Below are 17,553 nucleotides of genomic sequence, written 5' to 3'. Positions count from 1 at the left end.
ACGCAGCCAAGCGCAGCGCTACAGCTCGTACTTGTACACGCGGTAGATGTACTTTTCGGCTTCCATCTCGTAGGTGGCGATGGGCAGTCCATAGCGATCGTACTCGGCAAAGGTCTTGGCCTGGCCCGATGCCACGAGCATACTATTCGAATCGCCGACGCGCTGTGCGCTGCTCACGTAGCCCGAGAACGGCACTGCGATCTGGCCCACAAGCTCGTAGGCACGCGCGGTCTCGTCCACCGTAAAGACGCGCCCAAACGAATGCGTTCCCTTACTGTAGTCGGTCACCACCGCGGCGCCCAGCTGGCCCCAATCGAACTTGGGGTAGCTCTCGGCCGCACCAAAGTTGTTGTCGTATAACAGCACTTGGTAGCGACCAGTCGCTGCCGTGTCAGAACTCGGCAGATACGTCACGCTGTGCTGGCCTGCATTGAGCGAGAAATCGCCCTGGGCCTGCAATAACTTGTCTTCAAAGCCCGAGCCAGCCCATTGCCACTCCTTTCTATTTCTGGGTCCATCTTCTCACTGCTGGCGGCCGAAAATGATCCGTTTTCCTCCGACCCCGAGGGATCGTTCTTAGTACTTGAAGAAGCCCTCGCCCGAGCTTTCGCCCAGCTTGCCTTCGTCGAGCATTTTCTTGAGGACGGAGGCCATGGCCTTAAAGTTGTAGGGCATCATCATCTTCTTGAGCAGCGGGCTCACCAGGCCCGGCACCTTCTGATACTGCATGACGATGTTGTAGGCCGTCTGGATACCCACCGTGTCGAATACGCGGAACGGGCCCTTGGGAGCGCCGGTGCCACGCGTCCACGCGAGGTCGATGCTCTTGGGATCGCTCACGCCCGAGACGTACAGATCAAGGCCCGAAAGCAGCCACGGTACCAACATGGAGTTGAGCAGATAACCGTTCTTTTCCTTGTTGACGGGCAACGCCAGCATACGGATGTCGTTGGCAAAGTCGACGAGTTCATCGAAGTAGCGCTTGTCGGTCTGGTCCTGTGCCATGACCTCGGTCATGTTGTTCTTCCAGATAGAGTTGGCAAAGTGCAGCGACAGGTACTTCTCGGGGCGGCCAGTGTACTTGGCAAAGGTACTCGGCAGTAACGTGGAGGAGTTGGTCACGACGACGGTCTTTTGCGGAAGGACCGGGGCGAGCTTCTTGTAGAAGTCAATCTTTGCCTGGGTATCCTCAGCCATAGACTCGATGACCAAATCGGCGTCGGCCACTGCCTTGGCAAGATCGAGCTCCAGCTTGAGTGTGGAGTAGGCGCGCTCAACGGCGGCGAGTGCCGCCTCCTTGTCGAAGGGCTGGCCGCTATCGGCGATACCGGAGCACCACTCGCCCGTGCCGTCCGCCATACCCTCGATTGCCGCGATGTACTCCTCGCGCACATGATCGATCTTGGGCTGGGTGCGGCCGATGCTGCCCTCGCTGCGCAGCCAAATCGTTACATCAAAGCCGCAGTAGGCAGCCTGAAAGGCAATCTGGCTTCCCAGCACGCCGCCGCCGGCAACGCAAACGGTCTTGTAGCTCATAGGAACAGTCCTCTCTTACGTAATTCCATAGATGTGTATTTATTCAACCGTAAGAGGGCTGCACACTGGGGGTGGGTTCTATAAACGGACGGTAATTTGCGGCGAACGGCTACATCTGTTCATTATCTCAGGGTTCCGAGGGCGATTTTTTGTGCCACCGAGACGTCGTTTGCGGAAGTATGCGGCAAATTCCGGAACCCTTGAGCACCCCCCGATTTTCCGCCAATAAAACCGCAGGTACAGGGCTTGGACATATTCGGTGTGCTCGGTCTATTCAGATTTTGCCGCATACTTCCGAAATCTGAGTTCGCAAAGGGTGATAGTCGGGGCGTTTACGCAACATATGTCCAAGCAAAACGGGTGGTAGCCGGTACGGCCACCACCCGTTTGTCTCATATCCAGCCCATAGCAGGCCAGCTACTTCTTAATGCCGCGTCCCAGGCGCTCAGCGACCGACGCCACAGCGCTCTCATCGACCGAACCGCAGCTCACGCAGCCGTCGTGGGCACGCATCTGGCCGGTGACCTCGTCCATCGCGAGCGGCGCCACCTTCTCAAGCTTAAAGCCCTTGCCGGCGCGCATGTTTTCCTTGGCCACGCTGATCATGAGCTTAATACGGTTGAGCTGGTTGACCTCGGACGCACCAGGATCATAGTCCACCGCAACGATGTTGCTCTCGGGATGCTGGCGGCGCAGCTCCTTAATCACGGCCTTGCCCACCACGTGATTGGGCAGGCACGCGAAGGGCTGCGTGCAGATGATATTGGGTGCGCCATGATCGATCAGGTCGAGCATCTCGGCCGTGAGCAGCCAGCCCTCGCCCATGTTGTTGCACACCGAAAGCACCGTGCGGGCCTTGTCGGCCATGGTGCCGATGCGCTCGGGCGCCTCGAAGCGGCGGGACTTCTCGAGCATCTCCTCCACCGGCGTGCGCATCCAGTCCACGAGCTTGATGAGCGCCTGCATACCAGCGCGCGTGGTAGCGGAGCTTCCCAACTCGTCCTTCTGCAGCTCGGCGTTGCTCATGGAGTACAGGAAAAAGTCGAGCAGACCCGGCACCACGGCCTCGCAGCCCTCGCGCTCGATGACATCGACCACGTGGTTGTTGGCTGTGGGATGGAACTTGACCAGGATCTCGCCGACCACGCCCACGCGCGGCTTGGTACCCTCGCCCACGAGCGGCATGGTGTCGAACGCGCGGATGGCCTCGCGGCACAGCTTGGTGTAGTTGTGGCGGTTGAACTTAGGCGCTAGCTTGCGGGCGCGCGCCATGTACTCCTCGTAGAGCGCGTTGGCGGCACCGGGCGTGGCCTCGTACGGGCGGCAGCGGTAGAGCATCTGCATCATCACGTCGCCAAAGAGCACCGCGTACACGGCCTGCTTAAGCAGCGCCGGCGTAACCTTAAAGCCGGGGTTGTCCTCGCCGAGCGCCACGGCCGAAAGCGAGATCACCGGAATCTCGGGGTGGCCGCTCTCGCGCAGTGCCTTGCGGATGAGCGCGATGTAGTTGGTGGCACGGCAGCCGCCGCCGGTCTGGCTGATAACCACAGCTGTCTTGGACAGGTCGTATCGACCGCTCTCGATGGCCTCCATAATCTGGCCCGTCACCAGAATCGACGGGTAGCAGATGTCGTTGTTCACATAGCGCAGGCCGGCCTCGACGGCGTCGTGATCGGTCGAGGGCAGCAGCTCCAAGTTATAGCCAGCACCGCGGAACACCTCTTTGACCAGGTCAAAGTGGATCGGCGCCATCTGCGGGCACAGGATGGTGTAGCCCTCCTCGCGCATCTGCTCGGTAAAGGGCACCTTGGGCCACGCGGTCGATGCGCTCTCACGCTGCGCTTCGAACGTGTACTTGCGGCTCGCGAACGCGGGGGCATCCGTGGAGGGCGCCACCGGCGCGGCGTCACCCTGCTCGTAGGCCTCGCCCGCTGTCGTGGCCTCGGCCAAGCGCTCGGCCTCCTGGTCCTTAAGCGCGGCCATGAGCGAACGGATGCGGATGCGCGCGGCGCCCAGGTTTGACACCTCGTCGATCTTGAGTACGGTGTAGATCTTGCCGCTGGCCTCCAGAATCTCCTGCACCTGGTCGGTGGTCAGAGCGTCCAGGCCACAGCCGAAAGAGTTGAGCTGGATCAGGTCCAGGTCGTTGCGCATCGTCACAAAACGGGCGACGGCGTACAGGCGGCTGTGGTACATCCACTGGTCGACGACGCGAATCGGACGCTCGGGCTTTACCAGGTGTGCAAGCGAATCCTCGGTAAAGACCGCAAAGCCAAAGCTCGAGATAAGCTCGGGCAGAGCATGGTTGATCTCGGGATCGTTATGGTAGGGACGGCCGGCGAGCACAATGCCGTGGCCGCCGTGGTCCTCGACCCACTTGAGAGCCTCCTCGCCCATGGTCTGGATATCCTCGTGGAAGCGCGCGTCGGCCTCAAAAGCAGCGTTGACGGCGGCATCAACCTCGGAGCGCGTGATTTTAGGACCGCGCACGCGACCGCGACCGGCCTCAGCATCGGCCACACGGTCGACGGCGAGCACCTGGTACAGGCGGCGCTTGAGCTCGGTCTTGTCGTGATACGGCACAAACGGATACAGGAACTCGATGTTCTGCTCGCGGATCTCGTCAATATTGAGCGCCAGCGCCGTGGGGTAGCTCATGACGATGGGGCAGTTATAGCAGTTGCCAGCCGTCGGATCCTCCTTGCGCTCCCAACGCACGCACGGCATCCAGATGAAGTCGACGTCACGGTCGATAAGGTTCATCACGTGGCCGTGGCTCATCTTTGCCGGGTAGCACACGCTCTCGGACGGCATGGACTCGATGCCCGCCTGGTAGGTCTTCTTGCTCGACTGGTCGGACAGCTGCACGCTAAAGCCCAGGCGCGTAAAGAACGCGTGCCAGAAGGGGTAGTTCTCGTACATGTTGAGCGCGCGCGGGATGCCGACGGTGCCGCGCGGGGCCTCGTCGGGGCTCAGGACCTCGCGGTTAAAGAGCAGCTCGTTTTTCTTTTTGAAGAGGTTGGGGGCCTCGGTCTTCTGCTTTTTGTGGCCGGCGCCCTTCTCGCAGCGGTTGCCGGTAATGAAGCGCCTGCCACCGCCAAAGTCGTTGACGGTAAGCTGGCAGTTGTTGGAGCAACGGCCGCAGCGGACATGCTTTTGCGTCACGGTGAGGTGCGCGATGTCCTCAGCCGAGAGGATGGTCGAGGTGCCGTCGGCGCCAGCGCGATCGCGGGCGAGCAGGGCCGCGCCGTAGGCGCCCATGCAGCCGGCGATGTCGGGACGCACGGCATGAACGCCGGTGAGCTGCTCAAACGCGCGCAGCGTGGCATCGGACATAAAGGTGCCGCCTTGGACGATCACCTGGCTGCCGATCTCCTTGGGGTCGCGCAGCTTAATGACCTTGAACAGGGCATTCTTGATGACGGAATAGGACAGGCCGGCCGCGATGTCGCCCACCGTGGCGCCTTCCTTTTGCGCCTGCTTGACGCGCGAGTTCATAAAGACCGTGCAGCGGCTGCCCAGGTCGACGGGGGCCTTGGCATGGATGGCGGCATCGGCAAACGCACGCACGTCCATGTTCATAGACACGGCAAAACTCTCGATAAAGCTGCCGCAGCCCGACGAGCAGGCCTCGTTGAGCATGATGTGCTCGATAACGCCGTCCTTCACGCGCAGGCACTTCATGTCCTGGCCGCCAATGTCCAGAATGAACTCGACGCCGGGCAGGAATGCCTTGGCGCCGCGCAGGTGCGCGACGGTCTCGATCTCGCCGGAGTCGGCCTTGAGGGCCTCGATGAGCAGCGCCTCGCCGTAGCCCGTGGTAGTCACGTGGCCGATGGTGCAACCGGCGGGGATGTGGTTGTAGAAATCGGCCATGATGACCTTGGCCGTGCCCAGGATGTCGCCGTTGTTGTTGCCATACCAGGTGTGCAGCAGCTGACCGTCCTCGCCCACGAGCGCGGCCTTCATGGTGGTGGAGCCGGCGTCGATGCCGATGAACACGCGGCCGGTGTAGCCGTCGAGCTTGCCCTTGGGGACGACTTCCTGGTCGTGGCGGGTCTTGAACTCGGCAAAGTCCTCGTCGTTGGCAAAGAGCGGATCCAGACGCTCGACCTCGGCACCTTGTGTGTCACCCAGGGCATCGATGGCCTCGATGAGCTGCGGGAACGTGCTGAGCTTATTGGACTCGTGCGCCATGGCGGCGCCGCTCGCCACAAACAGGTGGGCGTTTTGGGGCACGATACGGTGTTCCTCGTCTAGGTTGAGCGTGAGGTAGAAGCGGTGGCGCAGCTCGGAGAGATACTGCAGCGGGCCGCCCAGGAAGGCGACGTTGCCGCGGATGGGACGGCCGCACGCCAGGCCCGAGATGGTCTGGGTCACGACAGCCTGGAAGATGGAGGCAGCCACGTCCTCGGGGCGGGCGCCCTCGTTGAGCAGCGGCTGGACGTCGGTCTTGGCAAAGACGCCGCAGCGGCTGGCGATAGGATAGATGGTGGTGGCGTTGGCCGCGAGCTCGTTGAGGCCACTGGCATCGGTGTGCAGCAGAGTGGCCATCTGGTCGATGAACGCGCCCGTGCCGCCGGCGCAGGTGCCGTTCATGCGCTGCTCGATGCCGTTGTCGAAGTAGATGATCTTGGCGTCCTCGCCGCCCAGCTCGATGGCGACGTCGGTGGCCGGGATGAGGGTCTCGACGGCACGCTTGCTGGCGATGACCTCCTGGACAAACTCCAGGTCGAGCCACTGGGACAGCAGCAGGCCGCCCGAGCCGGTAATGGCGCAGGTCATCTGGGCCGTCGGCAGCACGGTCGCAGCGCCCTCGAACAGGTCGCGGGCACAAGCGCGGACGTCGGTGTGGTGGCGCTGGTACTTGGCGTAGACGATCTGGTTGTCGTCGTTGAGCACGGCGAGCTTAACGGTGGTGGAGCCCACGTCGATGCCCAGGTGCAGGTTGCCGCGGGCGGCCTCGGGGTTGAAGATCGCGCCTTCGGGGGCCTGGGCGGCGGCTACGGGCTCAGCGGCGGTGGCGGGCTCGCTGACGACGGAAGTCTCCCCTGCCACGTTCTTGGCATCGGCAACTGCCTCGGCAACTTTCTCGGCAGCCGCGGTCGCGGCCTTCTGCGCGGCGTCCACCACGGCGGGCGCGGCCTCGCGTGCGGCAGCGACCATGCGGTCCTTGATGCCCTCGACGAGTTTGCTCATTGTCTCTCCTCTTAGTTGTTGGACTCGACGGTTGCGGTGGTGTCGACCGCGTCCTCGAGCTGCAGATTCAATAGCTTCATGCCGTATTCCGGCACGTTGATATCGATGGGTTGGCCATACAGGTCGCCGGGGCGCACAAAGGCGATAACCGTCATAATGCGCGCCATGGTCTCGGGCGATTCGGTGAGGCCGTGCTCAAACCAGCGCTGAATCATGCCGACCTCGGCGCTCACGACGTAGGTAACGTAGTAGTCAAAGAACGTGCCCAGCGCCAGGCCCAAAATGCCCGTCTGTGCACGAGGCACCACGGCCTCACGCGCGGTGTCGATAATCTTCTTAATGAAAGCCTGGTCGCCGCCCGGGCCCAGCAGCGATCCGATTAAATCGCGGTTGGCCGCAAGGTAGCGCAGCAACTCAACCGAACCGGGCGCCGGCTCGAGCTCATCGATGTTGTGATAGAGATCGGGCAACTGAGCTGCGGTGATGAGCTCAATGCGCTCGCGGATCTCGGCCAGCAAGCCGTCCTCGATTTGATTGATAAAGTCGGGAATATCGCGGTAGTGCGAATAGAACGTGCGGCGCGTAAGGCCAGCGCGCTCGGTGAGCGACGCGACATTAATGTGCGAAAGGTCGCCGCTTTCGGCAAGCTCGCTGGCAAGTGCTTGGCGTAGGGCACGCTGCGAGCGAAGGGACCGGCGATCACATTTCTCGAGCTGGGACAAGCGTCCTCCTTGTTACTCAGTCTGCGCGCTATTGCACAGTGCGAGTATTATTGCACACCGTGTGTATCAACACGTAAAGGCAATATTTTGGATGTGACAAAGGGGCTGTCCCTTTGTCACATTCAGCGACCGCCTAGGTTGTGCCAGTTGTGCCTGGCTTTTGAAGCGGCATTGCCGATTGTTCAAAATGTCATTCGTGGGTAGAATAGTGTCGACGGCAGCCCAAGTTCTGGAAAGCTGGGCAGCGCCGTTGTTTGCATTAGGGGGTCAACGCCTTAGCGGCGGCGACCCCTTCTGTTGCGCTTCGAACGCTGCTTGAGTGCCTCGGAAAGGCCGACAAGTGCCGTGAAGAACGAGACCAAAGCGGTCAGAAGTCTCACGAAATCAATCAAATCGGTCATGGGCATCACCTCCCATCAGATGGAGGGCGCTGCCCGGCACATGGAACTGCCGCCAACAGTATCAATTCTATCAAAGCGCAGTTAGATATGCGAATGTTTGTTCGTATTTCAAGAGACCAGCTTCACCTGTGACAAAGGGGCTGTCCCTTTGTCACATTATTCGATTACGGTGCAGGAATTCTGCTTGCGCATGGTGGCGAGCATGTGTTTGGGGACGGCGTGGACCATGCAGCTGCCGATAGTCGCGCTCGCGGCGGCCTTGGCAGCATCGCTTGCGTTTTTGGTCGCGTAGCTGTGGCGGAAGCGTTTGAGCATGGCGATGTCGTTGCCGCCGTCTCCGTAAACCGCGACCTCATCCTCGGCAATGCCGTAGTAGCCCGCCAGCCAGGCCACGCTCTCGCCCTTGTTGCATGCCACATCCGTGATCTCAAACATCACCGGATCGAACGGCGCGTTGACCACGCGGTCCGAGCGCTCGGCCAGATACGCCTTAAGGTCACGCTCCAGCTCGGGCGAGGTCACGCGGCAGTTGATCTTGCACACATCGTGGCGCAGGATGTCGCCGATCGACTGATCGAAATACTGTTCCTCGTGATAGCCGCCACGCGCGCGCATGCCGCGCATCACGATACGCTTGATGGGTCTGTCCTTTTTAAAGCCCGCCTGGTGCATCTCGAACGATCCGCTCGAAAACATGCCATCGGGCGTGGAGCAATCAAAGCAAATGTCCGGAAACTCCTTGAGCAGCTCCTCGGTGATCTGCGGGTCGATGGTCCAGGTCTTGAGCACCTCGCCATGACTGTCGCGCACAATGGAGCCGTTAGAGCAGCAGGCGTCAAGCGCCAGGCCCGTAAATCCATGCTCGCCGATCGGCAGCGTCGAGCGTCCGGTCGCGGGAACCACATGCAGACCAGCCTCGGTCAGCTCGCGAATGACACGGCGAATGGTCCCGTCTGCCTCGTGCAGGGCATTCAACAGCGTTCCGTCTAAGTCACTCGCAAACATCTTGATCATGGGCATGCCTCTCCTTCGTCTGCACGATATTGTAGACGAGAGCGGGCGCGTCCCAAGAGAGACGCGCCCGCTAGGCGAAAGATTGTCCTACACCGCGGCGGGGCCGTGTTCGCCGGTGCGGATGCGGATAACTTCCTCGACCGGCTCGACCCAAATCTTGCCGTCTCCAACGGCACCGCAATCTTGGAAACGGCGCGGCAACGGGCGCGAAACCAACGGGAAATACGCGAGCAAGGAAGCCGCGAGCGCGCCCGTCCCGGCTAGCGCCGGAACAGCTCGCGGGCTCGGTCGCGGAGGTCGGTAGCTCGGATGACGCCCTCGTAGCGGTTGATACGCAAGCGCGGGAAGGCATTGAAGAAGCGCAGGTCGCGGCGGCTGAGTGACACGCTCGGCACCGGACGGCTTATGCCCTTGCCGGCAAGGCGACGACTGAGCGACGGACGCGGCATGCTCGGCGCGGCATCGGCCACGCGGCGGGCAGCAAGTGCCAGGCCGCGAGCACCATCCGCGATAAACGTCGGCATCGAAGCCTTCTCGCGCAGGGCATCGAGCGCGGCGTCACCCAGCTCGGCCAGCCACGCGTTAACGGCACGGCTGCGGATATGCGTCTGCGCCACCGAGTCGATCGCCGAATCGGGAATACGTTCAAGCATGGAATCAGACGCATCGGCAAGCGACTCGTTGATGCGGTCGGCAAGGTCGGCCCGGACGCGCTCCAACTGATCAGACAGGCGGCGCCAGCTGGCCAAAGAGCACACTGCGTCGACCATCATCGCGACCGCGACGATAAAGGCGGACAGCCGCACAATCAGCACCGGCAGATGGCCAAGCAGCCCCAGCAATGCCGGCTCCACTAAACGGCAAATGCACAACGCACCCAAGCCAAACGCGCAGGCCCAGTACAGACAGATGCGTCCGTGCAGGTTAAACGGCAGGTGCGAATAGTCCCAAAAGCGAGCGCCCGTTGTTTTTTCCAGCAGCACGCCTACGCTGTACTCAATCACGCTGCATACGAGCGCTGCAGCGACAAACTGGCTCGGGGCATCCGGAATCCCGCGCAACAGCAGCCAGCAGGCAATGCCGCCCACACCATAGATAGGACAACACGGCCCCAGCAAAAAGCCGCTGTTGGCAAATCGTCCGTGATTGAGCATGGCGCAGACCGTCGACTCCCACGCCCAGCCGCAAAACCCGTAAAAGGCAAACGAGAGCACCAGTGCCGAAAGCGGGCAGACGGCAAGCGTCGCGCCGCCAAACGCCATGTCAATCGCGGTCCCCACCGTCTACCCTCTCCTCTTTTCGCTCGAATCTTTGCTCGAGCCGTCACTCGAGCCCTCGTTCGAATCGTTCGCGCCGCCTTTGCGCGGTAGACGGCAGGCGACCGTCTCGCGCAGAGCACACCATTTATCCGCCAGGCACACAATCCATGCCTCACGACACGTCGGCGGCACTGGCACCAGCGGAAACATATGGCGCACGATAATATTCCGCTCGCGCGACGTCAGTTCAAAATCTTCCTCGGCACGCGCCAGGGCAAAAAACGGGTGGCGAAAGCCATGCAGCCGATGGCTTGGATCGGGATCGTGCCAGTCATAGAGAAAGTAATCGTGCAGCAGGGCTCCGCGCAGCAACGAAGCACGGTCGACCGAAATGCCAGCACGGCCCAAGCACTCGGCAAAGGACAGGCTCGCCCGCGCTACCGAAGTCACATGTGCATAGACCGTCACGTCGCCATGTTGGATAAACTCGCGCGTCAGGTCCAGACGGCCCGCCTGTGCCAGTTGACGGGCAGCATGGTCTACTTCGCACGCGATGTTCTCGGCACGAACGACATCGGACATGCTGCCTCCTTCCAGCGACTCACAGCGGCAAGCCACGGCTTGTGCACAATCGATAAAAACATCATGGAACACATCAGTATGGCATCGGCCAAAACGTTTTGCCCCGCCAGTTGGCGAATTACCGCACCGCCGTCACATATCAAACGCCAAAATGTGCGAGACTGTCTTGTGCAATTGTGTCGGCCGAGGGAGCGCCGGCGCTCGATTCGCATGGAGTAACCCACAACGATGCTGCTTACGCAAACGACAACGCCCGAGGACGTCAAGGCTCTTAATCGTGCCGAGCTCCCGCAGCTCTGCGACGAGATTCGCCACGCCATCCTCGAAAGCTCCGCCGCCGTCGGCGGGCACGTTGCCCCCAACCTGGGCGTCGTTGAGCTTACGGTTGCGCTTCATCGCGTGTTTAACTCCCCCATCGACAAGATTGTCTTTGACGTTTCGCACCAGACCTACGCCCATAAGGCGCTGACCGGACGCGCGTACACTTATATCGACCCGGCACGCTACGGCGAGGCCTCTGGCTTTGCCAATCCCGACGAGTCCGAGCACGACCTGTTCGCCATAGGCCATACCTCCACGTCGGTGAGCCTGGGCTGCGGCCTGGCGCACGCTCGTGACCTGGCGGGCGATGCGTACAACGTTATCACCGTTATTGGCGATGGCTCACTTTCGGGCGGCTTGGCGTTTGAGGGCTTCAACAATGCCGCCGATCTCGACAGCAACCTGATCATCATCGTCAACGATAACGACCAGTCCATCGCCGAAAACCACGGTGGCCTGTATCGCAATCTGGCCGAGCTGCGCGCCAGCAACGGCACCTGTGAGCGCAACGTTTTCCGCGCGATGGGGCTCGACTACCGCTATCTGGACGCCGGTAACGATGTGTTGGCCCTCGTCGACGCGCTGCAGGAACTGCGCAATATCGATCATCCCATCGTGCTGCACGTCTCCACCGCCAAGGGCAAGGGCTTTGAGCCAGCCCAAAGCGACCCCGAGCGCTGGCACCACGTGGGTCCGTTTGACATGGCGACCGGGCGCAAGCTCTGCCCGGGCCATCCGAGCGAGCCTGCGCCGCGCACCTATGCCGACATTACGGGCGAGGCGCTCAGTGCCGCCATCGAGCGCGATCCGCAGGTCGTGGGCATCACGGCCGCCACGCCCTACATCATGGGTTTTACGCCCGAGCTTCGCGCTGCCGCCGGCAAACAGTTCGTCGATGTGGGCATTGCCGAGGAGCACGCCGTGACCTTTGCCACCGCGCTTGCTCGCTCGGGCGCCAAGCCAGTCTTTGGTGTGTACGGCACGTTTTTGCAGCGCGCCTACGACGAGCTGTGGCACGACCTGTGTCTCAACGACGCGCCGGCAACCATTTTGGTGTTTGGTGCGTCGATCTTTGGCACCACGTCCGAGACGCACCTTTCGTTCTTCGATATTTCCATGCTGGGCGCTCTTCCCAACATGCACTACTTGGCGCCGGCCTGCATGGAGGAATATCTGTCCATGCTGAGCTGGTCGCTCGACCACCGCGAGCATCCCGTGGCGATTCGTGTGCCTGGTATTGGCCTGGTGAGCCGTCCCGACCTTGCACCCGCCGAAGACACCGACTACAGCGCCGTTCGCTACAACGTGGTGCGCCAGGGTCGCGACGTTGCCGTACTCGCGCTCGGCGATTTCTTTGAGCTGGGCGAGCGCGTGGCAAACCGTCTGACTGCCGAGTACGGCATCGAGGCCACGCTCGTCAACCCGCGCTTTGCAACCGAGCTCGACCGCGAGTTCCTCGACAGTCTTGCCGCCGAGCATCGCGTTGTCGTCACCCTCGAGGACGGCATCTTGGACGGCGGCTGGGGCGAGCGCGTAGCCTGTTACCTGGCATGCACGCCGTTGCGCACGCGCACCTTCGGCATCGCCAAGGGCTTCCCCGACCGCTACGACCCCAACGAGCTGCTCGCTCAGAACGGCATGGCGGTCGAGAACATGGCCGCCGAAGCCGTGAGACTACTCAACGAGTAAGAAAACCTCCGCAAGGGAAGCATCCCTGCGGAGGTTTTTATTTTCGCGACGCGATTATCTCAATCTGTAACATCTAGGGCCCGAATTCCTGTCTAACTGTTACAGATCTAGACAAGACGTCTTAGTCCCTGACCTTTGTCTCAATCTGTAACAGATAGAGACCTTTTAGCCATCCAGATGTTACAGATCGAGACATTCGAATTCCCCTGAAGTGAAAATCTCGATCTGTAACAGGTAGAACCCATTTCCTCGTCTAACTGTTACAGATTGAGACAAAGCAGCGAGACAGGCCACCACATCTGCAAGAACCACCACAAAGGTGCCTGTCCCTTTTTGGTAGGTAGAATTACCCATAAGGTAAGTATGTTTCTGAGTTATTTCGTGTTGACCCATTTGAGCGCGATAGGGTATAACTCTACTCAACCGCTAGGGATTTTATTGAGAAAGGTGTTCTACCATGAGCAAGAACCTCTCCCAGCAGGTCGTTCTCGACCGCCGCGGCTTCGTTGCCGCCACCTTCGCAACCGTCGCCGGCCTTGGTCTTGCCGGCTGCTCCGACACCAGCGCTGAGGCCGACAAGGGTTCCGCCGCCGGCTCCTCCAAGAGCTCCAATGATACCGAGGCTTCCACCACGCTCGACGCTAAGGCATTCGACAAGCTCGTCGACAACGGCCCCAAGGCCGATGACGATGCCATCGCCGCCAGCACCTGGGCCACGGCCGTTAAGGACGCCGGCGTCTTTAAAATCGGTGGCGTTCAGACCTCTACGCTCTTCTCCCTTCTCAACGAGAAAGACGGTCAGACCCGCGGCTTCGATGCCGGTATCGCACAGCTCCTGTCCAACTACATTCTGGGCGAGAACAAGGTCGAGATCACCCAGGTGACCTCGGACACGCGCGAGTCCGTCCTGCAGAACGGCCAGGTTGACGCTGTCTTTGCCACCTACACCATCACTGACGAGCGCAAGAAGCTCGTCTCCTTTGCCGGTCCCTATTACTACACGCAACAGGCCATCCTGGTGCTCGCCGACAACGACGACATCAAGAGCGTCGACGACCTGGCCGACAAGAACGTCGCCGTCCAGTCCGGCTCCAACGGCCCCGCCATCCTGGAGGAGTTCGCCCCCAAGGCCAGCCAGCAGGAGTTCAAGACCGACGAGGAGGCCCGCCAGGCACTCCAGCAAGGTCGTGTTGACGCCTACGTCATCGATAACAACATGCAGCAGAGCGCCCTGGTCCGCGAGCCCGGTAAGTACAAGATCGCCGGCAAGCCCTTCGGCAGCAAGGAGCCCTATGGCATCGGTCTGCCGCTCGATTCCGACGGCGTCACCTTTGTCAACGACTTCCTTAAGAAGATCGAGGACGACGGCACCTGGACCAAGCTGTGGCAGATCTGCATCGGCGACCGTACGGGCGACACCAATGTTCCCGAGCTGCCCGAGGTCGGCGCCTAGGCAGCGAGCCTAGTAACGGCCGCTGCGAAACCATACGGAAACGCACGATGCGCTTTATTGCGCTAAACTGTTTCCTCAATGAGTTGTCGGGGCTTCCGTACACACGGGAGCCCCTTTCCTTATCGGCGGGAGGTCCGCATGAGTCTCTCCGAGCTCTGGTCGCTCTATGGCCAGAACTATATCGACGCGCTGCTAGCAACCTGGGGCATGACGCTTGAGTCGTTTGCCATCGCCATGGTACTGGCCGTCGCCGTCACCGTGATGCGCGTGTCGCCGCTCAAGCCACTGCGCGTCTTTGGCGACCTGTATGTCCAGGTCTTCCGTAACATCCCCGGCATCGCGCTGCTCATCATCGTCGTCTATGCGCTGCCGCCGCTCAAGGTCGTTCTGCCCTACCGCACCTGCGTTATCGTCGCCACGGTCCTTTTGGGCTCGGCCTTTGGTTCCGAGAACTTTATGAGCGGCATCAACACCGTCGGCGTCGGCCAAGTGGAAGCTGCACGTTCGCTCGGCATGAGCTTTAACCGCATCCTCGCCAAGATCGTGATTCCGCAGGCGCTGCGCTCGAGCGTGCTGCCCATGACCAACCTCTTTATCGCCGTCATGCTCACTACCGCACTCGGCAGCCAGGTGCCGCTTAAGCCGCAAGAGCTCACCGGCGTGGTGAGCTATATCAACACGCGCTCGCTCGGCGGCGTCGCCGCGTTCTTTATCTCGGCGCTCGGCTACCTGGGCACGGCCTTTGTGGTGAGCCACATTGGCAACTATATCGATAAGAAGGTGAGGATCCTCCGATGAGCAAGCACTCCTCCCCTGCACTTACCATGCGCGATGCGCTCTACGAGGCTCCCGGTCCCAAGATGCGCGCCAAGATTCGCATCGGCACCGCCATCTCGCTTGTTGCCGTGGCCGCACTCGCCGTCCTGGTACTGCAGCGCTTTTATGTGACCGGCCAGCTTTCGGTCCACTATTGGTATTTCTTTACGCACCTCACCACCTGGAAGTTCTTGCTTGCCGGCTTTGAGGGCACCGTTAAAGTCGCACTCACCGCTGGCGCCATCGCGCTGGTGCTGGGCTTAGCCCTTATGCTCGGCCGCACCAGCGACATTAAGCCGCTGCAGCTGGTCTGCCGCGTGCTTACCGACTTCTTCCGCGGTGTGCCGAGCCTGCTGTTTATCTACTTCTTCTTTTTGGTGCTGCCCCAGTACAAGATCTCGCTGCCGTCGTTTTGGATGCTCACGTTGCCTGTCGCGCTCGCTGCGGCCGGCGTGCTGGCCGAGATTTTCCGCGCCGGCGTCAATGCCGTGCCGCGCGGTCAGGTCGAGGCAGCCCAGGCGCTCGGTCTCTCCAAGGCCAAAATCACCTTTAAAATCGTGTTGCCGCAGGCTATTCGGTTTATCATTCCGTCGTTGATTTCGCAGCTCGTGGTCGTAGTCAAAGACACCACCGTCGCCTATGTAGTGAGCTACCCCGACCTCATGCAAAACGCCCGCGTGCTCATTACCAACTACGACGCCCTCGTGTCGGTCTACCTGGTGATCGCAGTCATCTACATCCTCATCAACGTCGCGATCAACAAGGCCGCTGTCTATGTTTCGCACAAGACCGGCGCGACCATCATCCGCTAACGCTTTACCATTTCGAGTCATAAGGAGCCGAGCACCATGGCACAGAGCACCTCTTCCACCGGCAATCAGCCGCTGATCGAGCTCAGACACGTCGATAAGCACTATGGCGATCTGCACGTCCTCAACGACATCAATCTGTCGGTCGACCGCGGCGAGGTCGTCGTGGTGATTGGCCCCTCGGGCTCGGGCAAGTCGACCATGTGCCGCACCATCAACCGCCTGGAAACCATCGACTCGGGCGAGATCCTCATCGAGGGCGATCCCCTGCCGCAGGAAGGCAAGGATCTTGCCCGCATGCGTGCCGAGCTGGGCATGGTGTTTCAACAGTTCAACCTGTTCGCACATATGACCGTACTGCAGAACGTCATGCTGGGGCCGGTCGACGTGCTGGGCGTGTCCAAGGACGAGGCCCGTGAGCGCGCCATGGACCTGCTGAGCCGCGTGGGCGTGGCCGAGCAGGCCGACAAGGTGCCCGCGCAGCTTTCGGGCGGCCAGCAGCAGCGCGTGGCCATCGCTCGTTCACTCGCCATGCAGCCCAAGGCTATGCTCTTTGACGAGCCCACAAGCGCCCTCGATCCCGAAATGATCAACGAGGTGCTCGAGGTCATGGTCCGTCTGGCCCAGCAGGGCATGACGATGATTGTCATCACCCACGAGATGAACTTTGCCCGCCGCGTGGCCGATCGCGTCGTCTTTATGGCCGACGGCCAGATCGTGGAGACCGGCACGCCCGACGAGTTCTTCGACCATCCCCAGACCAAGCGCGCCCAGGACTTCCTCAACTCCATCAAGGGCCACTAACCCAATTGCCGCGCGGGGCAAATTCATCACCAGCGTTTGCCCCGCGCACCCCTGTGCCATGTCCACCCGGATTCGAAAGCAACACCTATGATCGGAACACGTACTTCCTCGTCCTATACCCCGCACGTCGACGTCGCCCCCGCCGACCGCCCACTCATCCTCGTCGCGCCGCGCTGGGAAGATGCAAAGCCGTTTTTAAGCGAGACGCTCTCTCCCAACGAGGAAATCGCAAGCGTCTTTGTCGATGCCATCCTTGCCGCCGGCGGCCTGCCACTGCAGATGTCCATCACCGAGGACATTGAGGTCATCCGTCATTACGTGGAAATCGCCGATGGTGTCGCTATTCCCGGCGGCCCGGACGTCAACCCCAAGCGCTGGGGCGACGAGCGCCCCTACGACCCCACACTGTGCTGCGAGATTCGCGACCGTTTTGAGTTTAAGCTGGTTAACGAGGTGCTCCGCGCCAAAAAGCCGCTCTTTACCACCTGCCGCGGCACGCAGCTGCTCAACGTCGCCACCGGCGGCACCCTGTGCTTGGACGTGCCGAGCCTGGGTGCGCGCGAGGGCCGCACGCAGTGGCGCCACACCCACGTGCTCAACGATCCCGTGCACCCCGTCGAGGTCGTGCCGGGCTCGCTGCTCGACCGCGCGGTTGGCGGCGCCAGGCTGATCCAGACCAACTCCGCACACCACTGCTGCGTCGATCGTCTGGGTAAAAGCACGCGCTTGGTCGCCAAGGCAACCGACGGCGTTCCCGAGTGCATCGAGGTCGAAGGCCAGCCGTTCTGTCTAGGCGTGCAATGGCACCCTGAGTACACGTGGAAGACGCTCGAGACCGACTTTAACCTGTGGAAGTCGTTTGTCGAGGCAGCGGCCAAGGTAAAGCAGGCCCGTTAACTCGCGAACCACAAAACAGATAAGGGCGCCCCGCCGGCCACATGGTCCAGA

13 protein-coding genes and 1 pseudogene are annotated in these 17,553 nt (G+C 61.2%); 6 read left to right on the top strand and 8 right to left on the bottom strand.

Annotated elements, in window-relative coordinates; all coding sequences use genetic code 11:
• Nucleotides 1-18 precede the first annotated feature (18 nt).
• The 8 genes and pseudogenes from I2F59_RS07350 to I2F59_RS07315 form a co-directional block, all read right to left on the bottom strand.
• A pseudogene (locus I2F59_RS07350) lies at nucleotides 19-480 on the bottom strand (aryl-sulfate sulfotransferase); the annotation flags it as partial.
• 96 nt (nucleotides 481-576) lie between these two features.
• Nucleotides 577-1,536, bottom strand: coding sequence for a 3-hydroxyacyl-CoA dehydrogenase (locus tag I2F59_RS07345; RefSeq protein WP_195503726.1), 960 nt, complete (start codon nucleotides 1,534-1,536; stop codon nucleotides 577-579).
• A 417-nt stretch (nucleotides 1,537-1,953) separates the two neighbouring features.
• Nucleotides 1,954-6,735: a 2-hydroxyacyl-CoA dehydratase gene (locus tag I2F59_RS07340; RefSeq protein ID WP_195503725.1), complete on the bottom strand. Its 4,782-nt coding sequence runs from the start codon at nucleotides 6,733-6,735 to the stop codon at nucleotides 1,954-1,956.
• Between the two features lie 11 nt (nucleotides 6,736-6,746).
• Nucleotides 6,747-7,457, bottom strand: coding sequence for a TetR/AcrR family transcriptional regulator (locus I2F59_RS07335; protein ID WP_195503724.1), 711 nt, complete (start codon nucleotides 7,455-7,457; stop codon nucleotides 6,747-6,749).
• Between the two features lie 275 nt (nucleotides 7,458-7,732).
• The gene (locus I2F59_RS10010; RefSeq protein WP_022094649.1) at nucleotides 7,733-7,858 is read right to left on the bottom strand and encodes a hypothetical protein; all 126 of its coding nucleotides are present in this window, start codon (nucleotides 7,856-7,858) and stop codon (nucleotides 7,733-7,735) included.
• Nucleotides 7,859-8,014: 156 nt separating this feature from the next.
• On the bottom strand, nucleotides 8,015-8,872 hold the full coding sequence (locus tag I2F59_RS07330) for an HAD-IIB family hydrolase (RefSeq protein ID WP_195503723.1): 858 nt from the start codon (nucleotides 8,870-8,872) through the stop codon (nucleotides 8,015-8,017).
• 260 nt (nucleotides 8,873-9,132) lie between these two features.
• The gene (locus I2F59_RS07320) at nucleotides 9,133-10,152 is read right to left on the bottom strand and encodes a putative ABC transporter permease (RefSeq protein ID WP_271755886.1); all 1,020 of its coding nucleotides are present in this window, start codon (nucleotides 10,150-10,152) and stop codon (nucleotides 9,133-9,135) included.
• A gap of 3 nt (nucleotides 10,153-10,155) precedes the next feature.
• Nucleotides 10,156-10,713 (bottom strand): HD domain-containing protein, encoded by a 558-nt coding sequence (locus I2F59_RS07315; protein ID WP_195503722.1) that lies wholly within the window; start codon nucleotides 10,711-10,713, stop codon nucleotides 10,156-10,158.
• A gap of 228 nt (nucleotides 10,714-10,941) precedes the next feature.
• Here I2F59_RS07315 and I2F59_RS07310 point away from each other — a divergent pair, with 228 nt between their 5' ends.
• The 6 genes from I2F59_RS07310 to I2F59_RS07285 all read left to right on the top strand — a co-directional run bounded on the left by I2F59_RS07310 (nucleotide 10,942) and on the right by I2F59_RS07285 (nucleotide 17,502).
• Nucleotides 10,942-12,723, top strand: coding sequence for a 1-deoxy-D-xylulose-5-phosphate synthase (locus I2F59_RS07310; RefSeq protein ID WP_195503721.1), 1,782 nt, complete (start codon nucleotides 10,942-10,944; stop codon nucleotides 12,721-12,723).
• 457 nt (nucleotides 12,724-13,180) lie between these two features.
• Nucleotides 13,181-14,176, top strand: coding sequence for a glutamate ABC transporter substrate-binding protein (locus I2F59_RS07305; RefSeq protein WP_195503720.1), 996 nt, complete (start codon nucleotides 13,181-13,183; stop codon nucleotides 14,174-14,176).
• Nucleotides 14,177-14,314: 138 nt separating this feature from the next.
• Nucleotides 14,315-14,974 (top strand): amino acid ABC transporter permease, encoded by a 660-nt coding sequence (locus tag I2F59_RS07300; RefSeq protein WP_006234894.1) that lies wholly within the window; start codon nucleotides 14,315-14,317, stop codon nucleotides 14,972-14,974.
• Nucleotides 14,971-15,804 (top strand): amino acid ABC transporter permease, encoded by an 834-nt coding sequence (locus I2F59_RS07295; RefSeq protein ID WP_195503719.1) that lies wholly within the window; start codon nucleotides 14,971-14,973, stop codon nucleotides 15,802-15,804. Before I2F59_RS07300 ends, I2F59_RS07295 begins: the two co-directional genes overlap by 4 nt.
• A 36-nt stretch (nucleotides 15,805-15,840) precedes the next feature.
• On the top strand, nucleotides 15,841-16,605 hold the full coding sequence (locus I2F59_RS07290) for an amino acid ABC transporter ATP-binding protein (protein ID WP_195503718.1): 765 nt from the start codon (nucleotides 15,841-15,843) through the stop codon (nucleotides 16,603-16,605).
• Nucleotides 16,606-16,692: 87 nt separating this feature from the next.
• The gene (locus tag I2F59_RS07285) at nucleotides 16,693-17,502 is read left to right on the top strand and encodes a gamma-glutamyl-gamma-aminobutyrate hydrolase family protein (RefSeq protein ID WP_195503717.1); all 810 of its coding nucleotides are present in this window, start codon (nucleotides 16,693-16,695) and stop codon (nucleotides 17,500-17,502) included.
• Nucleotides 17,503-17,553: the final 51 nt, after the last annotated feature.

Source organism: Collinsella aerofaciens (assembly GCF_015556945.1).
In the GTDB taxonomy this organism is placed as follows: Bacteria; Actinomycetota; Coriobacteriia; order Coriobacteriales; family Coriobacteriaceae; genus Collinsella; species Collinsella aerofaciens_AO.
Note: the sequence above shows the minus strand (reverse complement) of the source record. Positions and strands in the feature narration are given on the sequence as shown.